At 68.2% G+C, this 16,137-nt stretch carries 16 protein-coding genes; 10 read left to right on the top strand and 6 right to left on the bottom strand.

What is annotated here, in order from left to right; all coding sequences use genetic code 11:
* The first annotated feature begins 230 nt into the window (after nucleotides 1–230).
* The 5 genes from HFGMBDPB_RS06520 (at nucleotide 231) to HFGMBDPB_RS06540 (ending at nucleotide 6,764) form a co-directional block, all read left to right on the top strand.
* On the top strand, nucleotides 231–2,066 hold the full coding sequence (locus HFGMBDPB_RS06520; protein ID WP_212645091.1) for a lysoplasmalogenase family protein: 1,836 nt from the start codon (nucleotides 231–233) through the stop codon (nucleotides 2,064–2,066).
* 292 nt (nucleotides 2,067–2,358) lie between these two features.
* Complete coding sequence (locus tag HFGMBDPB_RS06525; RefSeq protein ID WP_047217762.1) at nucleotides 2,359–2,595, top strand: hypothetical protein; 237 nt, start codon at nucleotides 2,359–2,361, stop codon at nucleotides 2,593–2,595.
* 214 nt (nucleotides 2,596–2,809) lie between these two features.
* Entirely contained in the window at nucleotides 2,810–3,229 is a 420-nt protein-coding gene (locus HFGMBDPB_RS06530; protein ID WP_016446529.1) for a hypothetical protein, read from the top strand.
* An 18-nt stretch (nucleotides 3,230–3,247) separates the two neighbouring features.
* On the top strand, nucleotides 3,248–6,007 hold the full coding sequence (mgtA, locus tag HFGMBDPB_RS06535) for a magnesium-translocating P-type ATPase (RefSeq protein WP_212645092.1): 2,760 nt from the start codon (nucleotides 3,248–3,250) through the stop codon (nucleotides 6,005–6,007).
* Between the two features lie 40 nt (nucleotides 6,008–6,047).
* On the top strand, nucleotides 6,048–6,764 hold the full coding sequence (locus HFGMBDPB_RS06540) for an MgtC/SapB family protein (RefSeq protein ID WP_012203158.1): 717 nt from the start codon (nucleotides 6,048–6,050) through the stop codon (nucleotides 6,762–6,764).
* A gap of 7 nt (nucleotides 6,765–6,771) precedes the next feature.
* On the opposite strand, the gene ruvB is transcribed toward HFGMBDPB_RS06540, so the two are convergent.
* A complete protein-coding gene (gene ruvB, locus HFGMBDPB_RS06545; protein ID WP_212645093.1) occupies nucleotides 6,772–7,857 on the bottom strand; it encodes a Holliday junction branch migration DNA helicase RuvB in 1,086 nt (361 codons plus the stop codon).
* A gap of 7 nt (nucleotides 7,858–7,864) precedes the next feature.
* Nucleotides 7,865–8,437, bottom strand: coding sequence for a Holliday junction branch migration protein RuvA (gene ruvA, locus HFGMBDPB_RS06550; RefSeq protein WP_016446532.1), 573 nt, complete (start codon nucleotides 8,435–8,437; stop codon nucleotides 7,865–7,867).
* 125 nt (nucleotides 8,438–8,562) lie between these two features.
* On the opposite strand from ruvA, the gene HFGMBDPB_RS06555 reads away from it, so the two are divergent.
* Together HFGMBDPB_RS06555 and ybeY are read left to right on the top strand one after the other, a co-directional pair.
* Nucleotides 8,563–9,534, top strand: a complete 972-nt coding sequence (locus HFGMBDPB_RS06555) for a PhoH family protein (RefSeq protein WP_016446533.1) — start codon at nucleotides 8,563–8,565, stop codon at nucleotides 9,532–9,534.
* A 76-nt stretch (nucleotides 9,535–9,610) separates the two neighbouring features.
* Nucleotides 9,611–10,069: an rRNA maturation RNase YbeY gene (ybeY, locus tag HFGMBDPB_RS06560; protein WP_016446534.1), complete on the top strand. Its 459-nt coding sequence runs from the start codon at nucleotides 9,611–9,613 to the stop codon at nucleotides 10,067–10,069.
* A gap of 290 nt (nucleotides 10,070–10,359) precedes the next feature.
* Here the strand turns inward: ybeY and acuI are convergent, their stop codons facing one another.
* Nucleotides 10,360–11,346 carry an acrylyl-CoA reductase (NADPH) gene (acuI, locus tag HFGMBDPB_RS06565; protein ID WP_016451875.1) on the bottom strand — a complete coding sequence of 329 codons (987 nt, stop codon included), beginning with the start codon at nucleotides 11,344–11,346 and terminating at the stop codon, nucleotides 10,360–10,362.
* Nucleotides 11,347–11,387: 41 nt separating this feature from the next.
* On the bottom strand, nucleotides 11,388–11,966 hold the full coding sequence (locus HFGMBDPB_RS06570; protein WP_249343352.1) for a CoA transferase: 579 nt from the start codon (nucleotides 11,964–11,966) through the stop codon (nucleotides 11,388–11,390).
* Between HFGMBDPB_RS06570 and HFGMBDPB_RS06575 the strand changes: the two genes are divergently transcribed.
* Both HFGMBDPB_RS06575 and HFGMBDPB_RS06580 read left to right on the top strand, forming a co-directional pair.
* Nucleotides 11,965–12,270, top strand: coding sequence for a LysR substrate-binding domain-containing protein (locus HFGMBDPB_RS06575; protein ID WP_212645094.1), 306 nt, complete (start codon nucleotides 11,965–11,967; stop codon nucleotides 12,268–12,270). The genes HFGMBDPB_RS06570 and HFGMBDPB_RS06575 overlap by 2 nt on opposite strands.
* Before the next feature lie 190 nt (nucleotides 12,271–12,460).
* The gene (locus tag HFGMBDPB_RS06580; RefSeq protein ID WP_088165982.1) at nucleotides 12,461–13,219 is read left to right on the top strand and encodes a sulfite exporter TauE/SafE family protein; all 759 of its coding nucleotides are present in this window, start codon (nucleotides 12,461–12,463) and stop codon (nucleotides 13,217–13,219) included.
* Nucleotides 13,220–13,229: 10 nt separating this feature from the next.
* Here HFGMBDPB_RS06580 and HFGMBDPB_RS06585 read toward each other — a convergent pair whose 3' ends face one another.
* Nucleotides 13,230–13,595, bottom strand: coding sequence for an Arc family DNA-binding protein (locus HFGMBDPB_RS06585; protein ID WP_212645095.1), 366 nt, complete (start codon nucleotides 13,593–13,595; stop codon nucleotides 13,230–13,232).
* A gap of 156 nt (nucleotides 13,596–13,751) precedes the next feature.
* On the opposite strand from HFGMBDPB_RS06585, the gene HFGMBDPB_RS06590 reads away from it, so the two are divergent.
* On the top strand, nucleotides 13,752–14,117 hold the full coding sequence (locus HFGMBDPB_RS06590; RefSeq protein ID WP_249343353.1) for a hypothetical protein: 366 nt from the start codon (nucleotides 13,752–13,754) through the stop codon (nucleotides 14,115–14,117).
* A 126-nt stretch (nucleotides 14,118–14,243) separates the two neighbouring features.
* On the opposite strand, the gene HFGMBDPB_RS06595 is transcribed toward HFGMBDPB_RS06590, so the two are convergent.
* Nucleotides 14,244–16,067, bottom strand: coding sequence for a dipeptidase (locus HFGMBDPB_RS06595; RefSeq protein ID WP_212645097.1), 1,824 nt, complete (start codon nucleotides 16,065–16,067; stop codon nucleotides 14,244–14,246).
* Nucleotides 16,068–16,137: the final 70 nt, after the last annotated feature.

A 16,137-nucleotide genomic window follows, 5' to 3' on the forward strand; every position in this document is an offset into this window, starting at 1 on the left:
TGGGCATGCGCGGCGCATGCCGGCGAAGGCGGTGCGGGCTGGCAATGGCCTGCAGGGCAGGGACGGCCAGCGCGTGGAAAGCGGGCGATTCTGCCATAGGGTGCAATTTTCCTGCCACACGCTTGCCACGAAGCCCTATTTATTGCAATCCGTTTCAACCCTTGTGATTCCGTGTCCTAGGGTTCTCGCCTAAGGCGCTGCCCCGCCGCCATGCCCAGAATCGGCTGACCATGCTCTCACCCAGCCAAGTCATTGTCTTCGCCACGCCTGCCTTTTTGCTGCTGATCGCGCTGGAATGGGGCGTGAGCCTGTGGCGCGGGCGCAATGCCTACCGGCTGGCCGACGCCATCAGCTCCATCAGCCTGGGTATGCTCAGCCAGACCAGCGCCGTCTTCACCACGCTGCTGCGCGTGGGCCTGTACACGCTGGCCTTCGAGCACCTGGCGCTGTGGCGCAACGATGCCTTCTGGACCAGCATTCCCGGCTGGCTGCTGGCCCTGCTGTTCTACGACTTCTGCTACTACTGGCTTCACCGCATGGGCCACGAGGTGGCCGTGCTGTGGGCAGCCCACGCCGTGCACCACCAGAGCCAGGACTACAACCTGTCGACGGCGCTGCGCCAGACCAGCTCGGGCGCGCTGCTGGGCTGGCTGTTCTACCTTCCCATGGCGCTGGCCGGCGTGCCGCCGCTGGTGTTTGCCATCGTGGGCCTGATCGATCTGCTCTACCAGTTCTGGGTCCATACCGAGCAGGTGCGGCGCCTGGGCTGGTTCGACCGCTGGTTCTGCGCGCCCAGCAACCACCGCGTGCACCACGCCGTCAATGACTGCTACCTGGACAGGAACTACGGCGGCATCCTCATCGTCTGGGACCGCCTGTTCGGCACCTTCAAGCCCGAGGACGACAGCGAGCCCTGCGTCTACGGCACGCGCGGCCTGCTGCAAAGCTGGGACCCGCTGTGGGCCAACGCCGTGGTGTACCGGCAACTCATCCATGACAACTGGTATGCGCGGCGCTGGGGCGACAAGCTGCGCGTCTGGCTCAAGCCGCCCGGGTGGCGCCCTGCCGACGTGGCGCAGCGCTTTCCCAGGCCGGCCTTCGACCTGGACGCGCACCGCGTGCTCTACGCACCCGACATGCAGCGCAGCCTGCGCTGGTTTGCGGGCCTGCAGTTCGTGGCGCTGATCGCAGGGGTGTCGCTGTTCCTGTGGCATGCCGACCAGTCCTCGACGGCGCGCAATGCGCTGTGGTTTGGCGTGCTGCTGGCCTGCCAGTGGGCACTGGGCGCGGCCATGCAGGGGCGCATCAGCCTGTGGGTGGCCCTGGCCATCGAGGCCGGCGCGCTGGCCACCGCCACCAGCGTGCTGGACATGCTGCACTGGCACTGGCTGTTCAAGCCGCTGGCCATGGTCTTTGCGCTGATCGCTGTCATGCAGCTGTGGCGCGGCAGCGCGGCGTTCTCGGCGCTGGCGAAACCCGCGCGCGGCGCCTGCTGGCTGGCCGCGGCGTTGGCGGCCTCGATGGCGGGCGACGTGTTCCTGATGCTGCCCGATCTGTTCATCCCGGGCCTGGCCAGCTTTCTGCTCGCCCACCTGGCCTATATCGTGCTGTTGCGCCAGGATGCGCCCTGGTTTGCGCACCGGCCCTCGCTGGCCGCCACGCTGGCCCTGGGCGTTGCCATGTATGCCGTGCTCTGGCAGGGCGGGCTGCCCGCCGCGCTGCGCCTGCCCGTGGCCGCCTATGTGCTGGTCATTGCGCTGATGGCGGCGCAGGCCCTGGGCCGCGCCAGGCACCTGGGCGGCCAGCCCGCCTGGACCGTGGCCATCGGCGCCTGCTTCTTCATGGTCAGCGACTCGCTGCTGGCCATCAACCGCTTCGTGCAGCCTTTCGACGGGGCGCAAGCCGCCGTGCTGTCCACCTACTACGCGGCGCAGTTGCTGATCGTGCAGGGCTGGCTGGCCCGTGGCGCATCGACATCAGGGTTGACCCGAGGCAGCTCGCAAGGCACAATCGCGGGATCGCATTTTCAGGAGTCCTTCCGTGGACAGTGCCAGTTCAACCAGTGACAAACAGCGCGCCGCAATGGCTACGCTGCTGGCTGACTGACCGACTCCTGTGAAGGGAGCGGCCATGTCGGCCGGCTTCCTTCCATTGCTGCGTTTCCCCTTGGATCTTCGCGCCCGCCCGGCGCTGCAGTTGCGCTTGGCATGCATCAGGTACGCCGCTCCTGCACCGAAGATTCCAATGGCTGTTGATCACTGACCGCGTGCCCGTGTGGCTGCCATCGAGCAGCGCGCGGCCCACGCTGCTTGACGGCCCTGCCCGCGGCAGTCTTCCTGGTTCGCCAAGGAGAAAGCCATGTCCACACCGTTCGCTCGCCCCGCAATGCAACGCCTGCAGCCTGCCACTGCCGCGCCCTGCCCCGGCGCCACCGGCACGCGCGTGGCTGCCTCCCAGGCAGCAATGCAGGCCAAGGCACAGCCACAGATGCAAGCCCAGGCCCCATCGGCCATGGAGCACGCCATGCACCTGGACCTGCAGACCCACTGGCCCACGCACCGCATCCGCAGCTTTCTGAGCCTGCAGCCGCGCTGAGCGCGCGCCGCAGCCTTGTCCGCCCCATCGTCAGAAAGGAGTTCCCCCATGGACCCCGATCCGAGTCGATCTTGCCCTGACCCCTCCGATACGGTCCGGCCGCACATGCCTGCGGCCCTTCCGCCCCTTCCCAAGGCCCCGGCCGGAAGACCCGCGCACGTCCATTGACGGATAGGTGCCGGGCTTCTTTCGGCCGCAACGAAAGAAGCCCGCCATGCAACACGTCATCACCGCGCTGCGGACCACGCCGGCAACCACGCCCGCCACAGCACCCGTCTCCACGCGCGCCAGCCGCACCTCCCACACCACCCGCGCCAGCACCTTGCAGCTGGCCCTGCAAGCCGCCATTGCGGCACGCCATACCGGGCAACTGCACGCCCTGCTGCAGCAACACGGCCCCGATCTCTTCGCCCACGCACTCGTGGCGCTCACGCAGCGCCAGCAGGCCGACGTTCTGTCCCTGCTGGCGGCGCAGGAGCGCGCCGAGGTCTACCGCCACCTGCCCGCCCACGCGCGGCGCCAATGGCTGCAGTCGGCCACCGTGGCCCGCCCGCCGCTGCGCCGCCGCCTGCTGTGCGCCTGCCAGCGCAACTGGCACTGGCTGCGCGCCACCCTTCGCTCGAGCCAGGCCTGAGCCACCGGGGAGGTCGCCATGAAAAACCTCAAGCACCTGTTCCAGGCCTTTTTGCGCAGCCGCCACGCCCTGGGGCTGTTCCGGCGCAATGCCCTGCCCTCGGGCACGGCCGTGCACCACTCGCGCCCGGTATCGCCGACCCTCACGCGCGAGCTGCTGCGCGCCTCGCGCGATGACATTGCCGCCGTGCTGGCGCGCACCGGCTCCAGCGAGGACGGCCTGACCCGCGAGCAGGCCCGCGGCGCGCTCGCACGTCTCGGCCCCAACGAGGTCGAGCACGAAAGGCCGCTGCCCGGCTGGCTGCACCTGTGGTACTGCTACCGCAATCCCTTCAACCTGCTGCTGACGCTGCTGGCCGTGGTCTCCTACGCCACCGAGGACATGAAGGCCACGGTCGTCATCGCCTCCATGGTGCTGCTGTCCACGCTGCTGCGCTTTGTGCAGGAAGGCCGCTCCAACCGCGCCGCCGCGCGGCTCAAGGCCATGGTCAGCAGCACGGCCACGGTGCTGCGCCGCAATGGCGGCCCACCGGCCCCTGCAGGTGCCGACTCCGCAGACGCCCCGCACAGCGGCTTCGGCCAGCAGGCGCGCCGCTACGAGGTGCCACTGCGCGAGGTCGTGCCCGGCGATTTCGTGGTGCTGTCGGCCGGGGACATGATTCCTGCCGACTGCCGCGTGCTCAGCGCCAAGGACCTGTTCGTGAGCCAGTCCGCCATGACCGGCGAATCCCTGCCCGTGGAAAAGCGCGCCGACGCCAGTGCATCGAATGGCACCGGTGTGCTGGATGCCAGCAACCTGCTGTTCATGGGCACCAACGTGGTCTCGGGCACGGCGCTGGCCGTGGTGCTGGCCACGGGCAACCGCAGCTATTTCGGCACCATTGCCACGCGGGTGACCTCCAACGACCGCGCGCCCACGGCCTTCGAGACCGGGGTCAACAGCGTCAGCTGGCTGCTGATCCGCTTCGCGGCCGTGATGGTGCCCGTGGTGCTGTTCATCAACGGCTACACCAAGGGCGACTGGGCCGAGGCCTTCCTGTTCGCGCTGTCCGTGGCCGTGGGCCTGACGCCCGAGATGCTGCCCATGATCGTGACCTCCACCCTGGCCAAGGGTGCCGTGGTGCTCTCGCGGCGCAAGGTCGTGGTCAAGCGGCTGGACGCCATCCAGAACTTCGGCGCCATGGACGTGCTGTGCACCGACAAGACCGGCACGCTGACCCAGGACCGCATCGTGCTGGAGCGGCACACCGACGCCTTCGGCCAGCCCTGCGACGAGACGCTGCGCTTCGCCTACCTCAACAGCCACTACCAGACCGGCCTGAAGAATCTGCTCGACCATGCCGTGCTGGAACACGTGGAGCTGCACACCCAGATGCGCCTAGCCGAGGACTACCGCAAGGTCGATGAGATCCCCTTCGACTTCGAGCGCCGCCGCATGTCCGTGGTGGTGGCCGAGCGCGGCCACCACCACGAGCTGATCTGCAAGGGCGCGGTCGAGGAAATCCTGGGCGCCTGCACCCGGCTGCGCGAGGGCGACGGCACGCGCCCGCTGGACGAGGAGCAGCTGGCCCGCGTGCGCCGCGTGACGCGCGAACTCAACCGCGAGGGCCTGCGCGTGGTCGCCGTGGCCATGAAGGAAGTGCCGCCGCACAAGAGCGACTACGGCGTGGCCGACGAGTCGGAGCTGACCCTGATCGGCTACATCGCCTTCCTGGACCCACCGAAGGAAACCACGGCCGAGGCGTTGGCCGCCCTGGCCGCGCACGGCGTGGCCGTCAAGCTGCTGACCGGCGACAACGAACTGGTGGCCGCCAAGGTCTGCCGCGATGTGGGGCTGCCCGCAGACCACATCGTCCTGGGCACGCAGATCGAGCACATGAACGACGAGATGCTGCGCCAGACGGTGGAGCGGCACCAGCTGTTCGCACGGCTCACACCGCTGCACAAGGAGCGCATCGTGCATGCGCTGCGCGCCAACGGCCACATCACCGGCTTCATGGGCGACGGCATCAACGACGCCCCGGCCCTGCGCGCGGCCGACATCGGCATCAGCGTGGACAGCGCCGTGGACATCGCAAAGGAAGCGGCCGACATCATCCTGCTGGAAAAAAGCCTGATGGTGCTGGAGCAGGGCGTGATCGAGGGCCGGCGCACCTTCAGCAACATGCTGAAGTACATCCGCATGACGGCCAGCTCCAACTTCGGCAACGTGTTCTCGGTGATGGTGGCCTCGGCCTTCATCCCCTTCCTGCCCATGCTGCCGCTGCACCTGCTGGTGCAGAACCTGCTGTACGACCTCTCGCAGATCGCCATCCCCTTTGACAACGTGGACGACGAACTGGTGCGCCAGCCGCTGCGCTGGAACCCGGCCGACCTGGGCCGCTTCATGGTGTTCTTCGGGCCCATCAGCTCGCTGTTCGACATCCTGACCTTCGCGCTGATGTGGTTCGTCTTCGCCGCCAACACGCCCGGGCAGCAGACGTTGTTCCAGTCGGGCTGGTTCGTCATCGGGCTGCTCACACAGACGCTGATCGTGCACATGATCCGCACGCCCAGGATCCCCTTCCTGCAAAGCCGCCCGTCCTGGCCGCTGCTGCTGGCCACGGCGGCCGTGATGGCGGCCGGCATCTTCCTGCCGATGGGGCCGCTGGCCGGCTACTTCAAGCTGCAGGCGCTGCCGGCGGCCTACTTCCCGTGGATGATTGCCATATTGCTGGGCTACGCTTGCCTGGCCACGCTGCTCAAGCGCGTCTACATCCGCCGCTACGGCTGGCAGTGACGCACCCTTCAACCCATTCACCAGGAAAGTCCGGAACCCCATGCAGGCCCTGCAGAACCTCAACCCCGGCGCCATGCTGGACACCTTCGTCAGCCTGACCACGGCCTTCGTGTTCGGCGCCCTCATCGGCCTGGAGCGCCAGGTGCGCCAGCGCACGGCGGGGCTGCGCACCAACACCCTGGTCGCCGTGGGCGCGGCCGTCTTCGTGGACTTGGCCGTGCGCCTGGGCGGGGCCGAGGGCGCCACGCGCGTGGTGGCCTACGTGGTCTCGGGCGTGGGTTTCCTGGGTGCGGGCGCCATCATGAAGGAAGGGGCCAACATCACCGGGCTGAACACGGCGGCCACGCTGTGGGGCTCGGCCGCCGTGGGCGCCTGCGCGGGCGCCAGCCTGGTGGCCGAGGCCGGCCTGGCCACGCTGTTCGTGCTGGCCAGCAACACCTTGCTGCGCCCCGTGGTCAACCGCATCAACCGCCGCCCGGTGGATGACGAATCCACGGAATCGACCTACTACGTCTACGCCATCTGCCACCGCGGCGCCCAGGGCGATGTGCGCGAGCAGATGCTGGAGCTGCTGGAGAACGCCAGCTACCCCGTGCGCGGCGTGGAAACCCATGCCTTCGGCCCGCAGGACACCGAGATCGAGGCCATGCTCTACGCCACCTCGGTGGACTCAGACGAGCTGGACCGCGTGATCGCCGCCATCGAGGCCCTGCCCGGCGTGCTGCAGGCCTTCTGGAACGCCGGCACGGAAGAGTGAGCCCGCGTCAGCTGGCGTCGTCGCCCGGCACGGGAAGGCCCAGGTGGCGGTACGCCGCCTGGGTCGCCATGCGCCCGCGCGGCGTGCGCTGCAAAAAGCCCTGCTGGATCAGGTAGGGCTCGATCACGTCCTCGATGGTGCCCGCTTCCTCGCCAATGCTGGCCGCGATGTTGTCCAGGCCCACGGGGCCGCCGTCGAAGCGGTGCACCACGGCCTCCAGCAACTTGCGGTCCATGATGTCGAAGCCCTGGGGATCGACATCGAGCATGGCCAGCGCACGGTCGGCCAGCTCGCGCGTGATGCTGCCGTCGCCGCGCACATCGGCATAGTCGCGCACGCGGCGCAGCAGGCGGTTGGCAATACGCGGCGTGCCGCGCGAGCGGCGCGCGATCTCGAAGGCGCCCTCGTCGTCAATCGGCGCGTTCAACAGGCCTGCACTGCGCCGCACGATGCGCGCCAGCTCCTCGGCCGTATAGAACTCCAGCCGCGCCACGATGCCGAAGCGGTCGCGCAGCGGGTTGGTCAGCATGCCCGCGCGCGTGGTCGCGCCCACCAGCGTGAACGGCTGCAGGTCCAGCTTGATGGAGCGCGCCGCCGGCCCCTCGCCGATCATGATGTCGATCTGGTAGTCCTCCAGCGCCGGGTAGAGGATTTCCTCGACCACGGGCGACAGGCGGTGGATCTCGTCGATGAACAGCACATCGTTGGCTTCGAGGTTGGTCAGCAGCGCCGCCAGGTCCTTGGGCTTTTCCAGCACGGGGCCGCTGGTCTGGCGCAGGTTCACGCCCAGCTCGGCCGCGATGATGTGCGACAGCGTGGTCTTGCCCAGGCCCGGCGGGCCGAACAGCAGCACATGGTCCAGCGCCTCGCTGCGCTTTCGGGCCGCGCCGATGAAGATCTCCAGCTGCTCGCGCGCCTTGGCCTGGCCCACGTACTCCTGCAGCAGCTTGGGGCGCAGCGCGCGCTCCATGGCCTCTTCCCCGCGCGAGACCGGCGCTGCCGAAATCATGCGCGGCTTGTCCGGTGCCTTGTCTGGCGGGAAGCCGCCCTGCGCAAAGCCGCCCTGCCCGAAATCGTCGGTATGGATGCTCATGCGCCGCTCACTTGGCCAGCGCCTTCAGCGCCAGCTTGATGCCTTCGGTCACGCCCACGTCGGGCGGCAGCTTCTTGAGCGCGGCGGCCGCATCCTTGTCGGAATAGCCCAGCGCCATCAGCGCCTGCACGATGTCGTTCTGGTCGTTGTTCACGAACAGCGACTGCGCGCCCGTATCGGCGCCGATCTTGCCCTTGAGCTCCAGCAGCAGGCGCTCGGCCGTCTTCTTGCCGATGCCCGGCACCTTGACCAGGCGGCCCACCTCCTGCAGCGTCACGGCCTGGGCCAGGTCCTCCACGCTCATGCCGCTGAGCACCGACAGCGCCATGCGCGGGCCGATGCCGGTGATCTTGATCAGCTCGCGGAACGCCTGGCGCTCGCTGTGCGTGCCAAAGCCGTACAGAAGCTGCGCATCCTCGCGCACCACGAAGTGCGTCAGCAGGCTGACCCTGGCCCCGCTGGCCGGCAGGTTGTAGAAGGTGCTCATGGGCACCTGCACCTCGTAGCCCACGCCGCCGCAGTCCACCAGCACCTCGGGCGGGTTTTTTTCCAGCAGCGTTCCTGTCAATTTGCCTATCATTGGTGTCCTTTGCCGCCCCAGGGGCGGCTTTTCATGCCCGTCCGCAACCGAACGCCGGCCCATTCACAGGGTATGGCACCACGCCCTCGCGCTGGCCGCCGCCCGGAATCTCTGGAATTATCCGCGTGATCCTGCGCCACACATTCACACCCCACGACAACAACCGGTTGAGCCATCTGTGCGGCCCGGCCGACGCGCACCTGCGCACCATCGAGATCGCACTGGGCGTCAAGATCGCCCACCGCCACGAGCAATTCAAGATCGACGGCCCCAAGGCCAAGGCCAACGACGCACTGGAGCTGCTGCAGGCCCTCTACGAGATGGCCGACGACCCCATCCTGGACGATTCGCTGCAGCTCATGCTGGCCGGCGACACCGAACTCATCGAGCAGCCCCTGGACGCCATCCAGCTGTCCACGCGCCGCCCCGACCTGCGCGCGCGCACGGCCAACCAGTCGGCCTACCTGGAGAACATCGCCCGCCACGACATCACCTTCGGCATCGGCCCGGCCGGCACCGGCAAGACCTACCTGGCCGTGGCCTGCGCCGTGGACGCGCTGGAGCGCAGCGCCGTGCAGCGCATCGTGCTCACGCGCCCGGCCGTGGAGGCGGGCGAGCGCCTGGGCTTTCTGCCCGGCGACCTCACGCAGAAGGTCGACCCCTACCTGCGCCCGCTGTACGACGCGCTCTACGACCTCATGGGCTACGAGAAAGTGCAAAAGGCCTTCGAGCGCAATGTGCTGGAGATCGCGCCGCTGGCCTTCATGCGCGGTCGCACGCTGAACAACGCCTTCGTCATCCTGGACGAGGCGCAGAACACCACGCCCGAGCAGATGAAGATGTTCCTCACGCGCATCGGCTTCGGCGCCCGCGCCGTGGTCACGGGCGACGTCAGCCAGATCGACCTGCCCAAGGGCGCCCTGAGCGGCCTGATCGATGCCGAGCGCGTCTTGAAGCGCGTCAAGGGCATCGCCATCAACCACTTCACCAGCGCCGACGTGGTGCGCCACCCGCTGGTGGCACGCATCGTGGACGCCTACGACGCACGCGGCCAGGCCCCGGCGCGCCGTGCCGCACCGCGCCTTGCAGCGCCTTGATCCCGACAGCCACAGCAGACGCCCGCCCACGGGCGCCGCAAAGCACACGCCCAAGCTCACGCCCACGCCTCCTCCCATGTCCCTGAACCAACTGCAACTGTCCCTGCAATTCGCGCGCTTTGCCGAGGCACCCGCCCACCGCGCCGTGCTGTCCCGCAGCAAGGTCACACGCTGGATACGCCATGCCCTGGCCGTCGATGCCGAAATCACCGTGCGCATCGTCGATGCCGAGGAAGGCCAGCAGCTCAACCGCGAGTACCGGCAAAAGGACTACGCCACCAACGTCCTGACCTTCGACTACCAGCAGGAGCCCACCGCCATGGCCGACCTGGTGCTGTGCGCCCCCGTGGTCGAGCGCGAGGCGCGCGAGCAGAACAAGACGCTGGAGGAGCACTACGCCCACCTGCTGGTGCACGGCACGCTGCATGCCCAGGGCTGGGACCATGAAACCAGCGAGCAGGACGCCGAGGAAATGGAAGCCTACGAGACCGAGATCATGGTCGAGCTGGGCTTTGCCGACCCCTACGCCAAGTAGGGCCTGTTCACACTAATGTGGGGTCGCGAAGCTGCCTGCCAGCCCGCCAATCAAGGCGCGCGACGCCGTGCGTGTGCTCACACGCACAAGGAGCGCAACGCTGAGTGGCGGGCTGGCAGGCAGCTTCCCTTCGGGTTGCCCGGCTGCGGGGCCGTCTGCGGCGTTGCACGCGCTTGCAAGGCACCAGCCTTGTTGCGCGCGTGCGCCTTGCATACGCCCCCGCAGCCGGGCAACGCGATCCCCGCATTAGTGTGAACAGGCCCTAGGCAGCACCAGGCCCCGCGCGGGCCTCAGCGCGCCGTATCGATGACGACCCGGCCGCGCACCTGGCCGGCAAGCAGCCGGGGCGCCAGCGCAACCGCATCGGCCAGGCCCGCCTCTTCGGTATTGCGCTCCAGCACCTCGCGCGGCAGTTCGGCGGCCAGCCGCGCCCAGGCTTGCTCGCGCCGCGCCTGCGGCGCATAGACGCTGTCGATGCCCAGCAGCGACACGCCGCGCAGAATGAACGGTGCCACGGAAGCCGGCAGGTCCAGCCCCTGGGCCAGCCCGCAGGCCGCCACGCAGCCGCCGTAGCGCAGGCTGGCGCACACATTGGCCAGCGTATGGCTGCCCACGCTGTCCACGGCCGCCGCCCAGACCTCCTTTTGCAGCGGCTTGCCGGGCGCATCCAGGCTGCTGCGCTCCACGATCCGCGCCGCGCCCAGCGCCTTCAGGTGCTCGGCCTGTTCGGGCCGCCCGGTGCCGGCGTGCACCTCGAAACCCAGGCGCGACAGCAGGGCCACGGCAATGCTGCCCACGCCGCCATTGGCCCCCGTCACCAGCACCGGGCCGCTGGAGGGCGCGATGCCATGCGCCTGCAGCGCCATCACGCACAGCATGGCCGTATAGCCGGCCGTGCCTATGGCCATGGCATCCCGTGCGCTGAAGGCCTCGGGCCGGCGGATCAGCCAGTCGCCGTTCACGCGCGCCTGCTGGGCGAGCCCGCCCCAGTGGGTCTCGCCCACGCCCCAGCCGTTGAGCAGCACGGCATCGCCGGGCTGGAAACGCGCGTCCTCGCTGTCCAGCACCGTGCCGGCCAGGTCGATGCCCGGCACCATGGGGAACTGGCGCACCACGGGCGAGCGCCCCGTGATGGCCAGTGCATCCTTGTAGTTGAGCGTGGAATGCGAGACGGCCACGCGCACCGCGCCGGCGGGCAGGCTGGCTTCGTCCAGCTCCACACACTCGGCACGGGTTTCACGCGGTACGGGTTGGGTCAGCAGCAAGGCTTTGAACATGGGGTCTCCAGCAAGGCAGTGGCAAAGGAATCCAAAGGCAATCAGGACTGCGGCGCGCCCAACACGCCGCTGCGGCACAGGCGGGTGATGGCCTGGTCCGCCATCCCCAGCTCCCGCAGCAGCGCAAGGTTGCCATCGCCCAGGGCGGGGGCCGGCGCACCCGGCAGGGGCGCGGCATCCATCCACCGGAACCCCAGTCCCGGAGTGTCCACCGCAGCGCCGCCGGCGCCATAGCTCACAGGTGACACGGTGCCGGCAGCGCGGGCCTCGCCCAGGAACTCACCCAGGCGCCGCACCCTGGCGGCAGGCACGCCCACGGCGTTGAGCCGGGCTTCCATGTCCCGTGCGTTGCGTGCGGCGAAGGCCTCGGCCAGACATGCCTGCAGCCGCTGCAGCGCGGACGCATCGCGCGCGGCCACAAAGCCGCCCTCGGGCGCGTTGAAGGCATCGAGGTCCAGCAGCGTGGGGGCCTCGCACAGGACATCGAGCCCCAGCACGCTGGCGAGCCTGCGGAACTGCTGCGGCGTGTTGGCGGCCGTGGACAGCCAGCCGTCGGCGCACCGGTAGGTGTCGGCCGCCGGGCTCCCCGTATAGCCCCGGTTGCCCGCGCGCAGCTCCATGCTGCGCCGCATGATGGAAGAGGTGTTCCGCCGCGAAGGCGTGATCGCGCCCACGCCCGTCATCGAATCCACCAGCCCCTTCACCAACCTGCAACTGGTCCGGGCCGGCCTGGGGCTCAGCGCCGTGCCCGACTCCACGCTGCAGGCCTCGCGCCGGTCGCTGGGGGTGCGCAGGGTGCATGTCACACCCGCCATCTCCATGGGCCCCGTGGCGCTGATCTACCGCAGCGCCGTCGCCAACCCGCGCGTCGCCCTGCTGCGCGCCACGCTGGGCCTGCCCGGCCCGGCGGTGGAGCCGCCCTAGTCGTCAGGCGGCCGCCACGCCGGCGCGATCCTGTCCTTTTGCGCAAAGCAGCCCTGACCCCGCCGCCATGCCGGTGCGACAGCCCGGCCGATGGTCCGGCACTAAGATCAGCCTCGACCTATAACACCGGCCTGGCCGCGCAAGGCCACGGCGGCCTGCCGATGCCCGGCCCCAGGAGGAGACAACACCCATGTGGGACATCGCACTGCTCATGAGCGCCGCCTTCGTGGCCGGCGCGCTCAATGCCGTTGCCGGAGGCGGCAGCTTCCTCACCCTGCCCGCCCTGGTCTTCACCGGCGTGCCGCCCGTGGCCGCCAACGCCACCGGCACCGTCGCCCTGCTGCCCGGCTACATGGCCGGTGCCTGGGGCTTTCGCCAGGACATGGAGCCGCCGCCCGGCCTGGGCATGCGCGGCGTCATCGTGCTGTCGCTCATCGGCGGCTCGCTGGGCGCGGCCCTGCTGCTGGTCACGCCCGACCACCTGTTCCGCAAGGTCGTCCCCTGGCTGCTGCTGGCCGCCACCGCCATGTTCGCCTTCGCGCCCCAGCTCAGGCGCATGGCATCACGCGGCAGCGCCGAGCATGCAGCCCATGCCTCACCCGTCAAAGCCGGCGCCGGCATGCTGGCCGTGGCCATCTACGGCGGCTACTTCAACGGCGGCCTGGGCATCCTGCTACTGGCCCTGTTCGGCCTGCTGGGCCAGACCAGGCTGCATGCCATGAACGGCATGAAGAACCTGGTCTCCGCCCTGCTCACGGCCATTGCCGTCGCCATCTATGCGGCCGGCGGCGTCGTGCAGTGGGAACAGGCCCTGATCATGATGATTGCCGCCACCGCAGGCGGCTACGGCGGCGCCCGCCTGGCGCGCCGCATCCCGCCCGAATGGCTGCGCGCGGGCATCGTGCTGACGGGGCTAGTGATGGCGGGGGTGTTTTTCTGGAGGCAGTGAGGCCAGAAAGCTACTTCTTCGGCGCCGCACTCTGCGCTGACTTCGATACGCGCTTGCCTGTGGATTTTTCCGGCGTCGCCCCATCCGTGGCTGGCTGAGAGCCGCTCTGTGGCAGGGCCAGGGCTTGCGCAAGCGATTGCAACCGCTCTTCGATACGCTTCACGGTTTCCAGCGTTTCGTCACCGACGCGGGTATCCAGATTCATTTGCGAACTACCGCTGTCCATGCCCGAAACGTGCGGCGCCGCAAAGGTCTGCTGTAGCCGAGCCACGACCTCGGCAGTCATTGAGCGCCGGTTCTCTTCGGAAGCGGCATCCAGCAGATCCTTCAACTCCTGAGGGATACGCATGTAGATGGTTGGGTCGTCGCGTGCCATCCGCGCACTTTGCCATGGAACACACTTGCCATTTTCTATGCACAGTACATAGAATATTGAGTGCATAGATCGTGCATAGAAAGCCCGAGTCATTGAAGCGACGACAAAGGAATCGATATGGCTGCGTCACGGCACTCAACGAACAAGCCCTGCACGATGGACACCGCTGCTTGGCCCACCATGCAGCAAATGATCGCCCTGTCCATTGCCCGCGCAGAGAGGGGGCTGGTTGCCCTGATCGAAACACGCTGTGCCGACATGGACTGGCATGACACGGATGTCGAGGTGGACCTGGCCGCAGACCTGGCGCTGAACCACATCCGGCAAATTCGGCACAAGGTATTCGAGGACGCCAGTGAATTCGACAACGAGTGGTACCTCGCCCGCGCAGCCATCGCCCTGGCCGCCCAGGCCTTCAATCGTCCACACAGTCTCTACGCCCGGCGCCTGAAACTGCTCTTGCAACTGTTTGATGAAGCACCGTCCTTTGTGGAATACGCGGAGCATGGTCCGGAAGGTTGAGGGCAGGCAGGCCTGTGCCGCATCCAGGGCAGTCGGCTTTCATGTGTCGAATGACTGGGCGGAATTGGACGAAAAAAAGCGCCTTGCTTTCACAAGGCGCTTTCGCATTTCAATAGCCGGAGAATGTCACTGCATCTGCTTCAGATTCCCGATGCGCACCAGCATTTCCGTGAACATCTGCATGTCGGCGCGCAGGTCGGGCAGTTCCTTGTATTCGAGCGCGTTGTGCGCCGTGTACTTCTTGCCGGGCATGGCGGGGCCGAAGTTGATGGCGTTGGGCATGAGCTTGGCCGTGGTGCTGCCGGCCGTGGGCACGGGCTTGGCGTCCAGGCCCGTGGTGTCGCCGAAGATGTTGAGCAGGGTGGACAGCCAGGCGCCCTTGGGATCGCGCGCCATCCAGTTGCCCTGGGTGTACTGCAGGGTGAGGGGAACCTTGGCGGCCTCGCTCCAGCGGGTGATGCGCTGCTCGACTTCGGTGCGCAGTTGCTCTGGCGTCTTGCCGCGCGGCATGCGCACGTTGGTGGTGACTTCGAGCTTGCCGTCTGCCGCCTTGATGAGGTTGGGCGACAGGGTCAGCGGGCCCATGAAGTCGTCGGCATAGGCAACGCCCAGCTGCTTGCCGAAGTAGTCGAGGCCGAAGGCGCCGTTGATGTAGCGCAGGGCGTTGCTGTAGGCATTGGGCTGGACCAGGGCCACGCCATCGGTGGGCATGAGCACCTGCTGCAGGAACAGCGTCAGGCGCGGCACGGGGTTGACGCCTTCCTCGGGGCGGGAGCCGTGGGCCGAGGTGCCCGTGACCTTGACGGTGGCCGTCGCGCCGCTGTGCTGTATGTCGATGGTGAACGGTCCGCCCTGCCCGACATAACTGGTGGTGAAGTCACCCTTGGCCGCCTGCAGGCGCGCGGCGATGGCGGCAATGGCGGCTTCGTCGCTGGCCGTGATGGTGGCGGTGGCGGTCTGGGCAATGGCGTTGGCCGAGGCGGCGCCGGCCATGGCGGTGATGGCCGGGCGGGCTGGGTCGGTCTTCACGTCGTCGAACACGGCCTTGAGCGCGCCCGAGCCTTTTTCCGCGACGACGGCCGGGTACTTGCTGTCCAGCACGATGTTGTAGGCAGGCAGCGTGGTCTTGCCCTGGTAGTACTTCATGGCGTCGCCGCCGGTTTCCTCGGTGGTCTCGATCATGAGGCGTATGCCGCGCGACAGGGGCAGGCCGCTGTCCTTGACGGCCTTCATGGCGAACAGCACAGTGGCGATGGAGCCCTTGTCGTCGATGGTGCCGCGCCCGTAGATCCGATCAGGCATGGGTGGGACAAGCACCGGGGGATGGCTCATCAGGGTGATCCCGCTGTTGCCGGGCACAAAGGTAACCTCGAATGGGTTGATTTGCTTGCCGTCCAGCACCCATTCGGCGGCCACGGCAGGTACGACGTCGGCATGGGTGAGGATGCCGAATTCATCGGTGCCCGCGTTCGCTGCGTTCGCAGGCAGGGTGACCTCGAAGATGCGGTTGTCCACGTTGCGGTACTGCAGGCCGAAGTCCTTGGCCATCTGCTGCACCAGTTCGCCGAAAGCCAGGATGGTCGGGCTTTCGTGCGGCGGCACCTTGGGGTCGCGCACCGTGGGCAGGGCGACCATGCGCTCGATGCTGGCCAGCACGGCCCGCTCCTGCGTGAGACGCGTGTACAGGCCCAGCAGGCGGGCGATGTGGTTGAGTTCATCCCCCGTGAGCGCGGCGCCTGCGGCATGGCGCTGCACGGCCTGGGCGATGGCAGGCTGCGCGGCCGCGGCCTGCTTCAGGAAGCTGGCGAAGTCGGTAGGTGCCGGCTGCGCCTGGGCCAGCGCGTCCAGCGCGGGCTTCTTGAGGGTGTCGGCGCCGGCCGCGCCGCTCCACGCCAGGGCCATGCTCATGGCAAGGGCCAGGGTGGAGGCTTTGAACGGATGGTTCTTCATGGTCGTCGGTCTGTCGATGAATGCTGAGGCCGCAAGAATACGGTCTTTGCAGCCCTTTTCCGGCCAGGCC

The sequence above is a fragment of the Delftia sp. PE138 genome, assembly GCF_018320755.1.
Lineage (GTDB): Bacteria > Pseudomonadota > Gammaproteobacteria > Burkholderiales > Burkholderiaceae_C > Comamonas > Comamonas tsuruhatensis.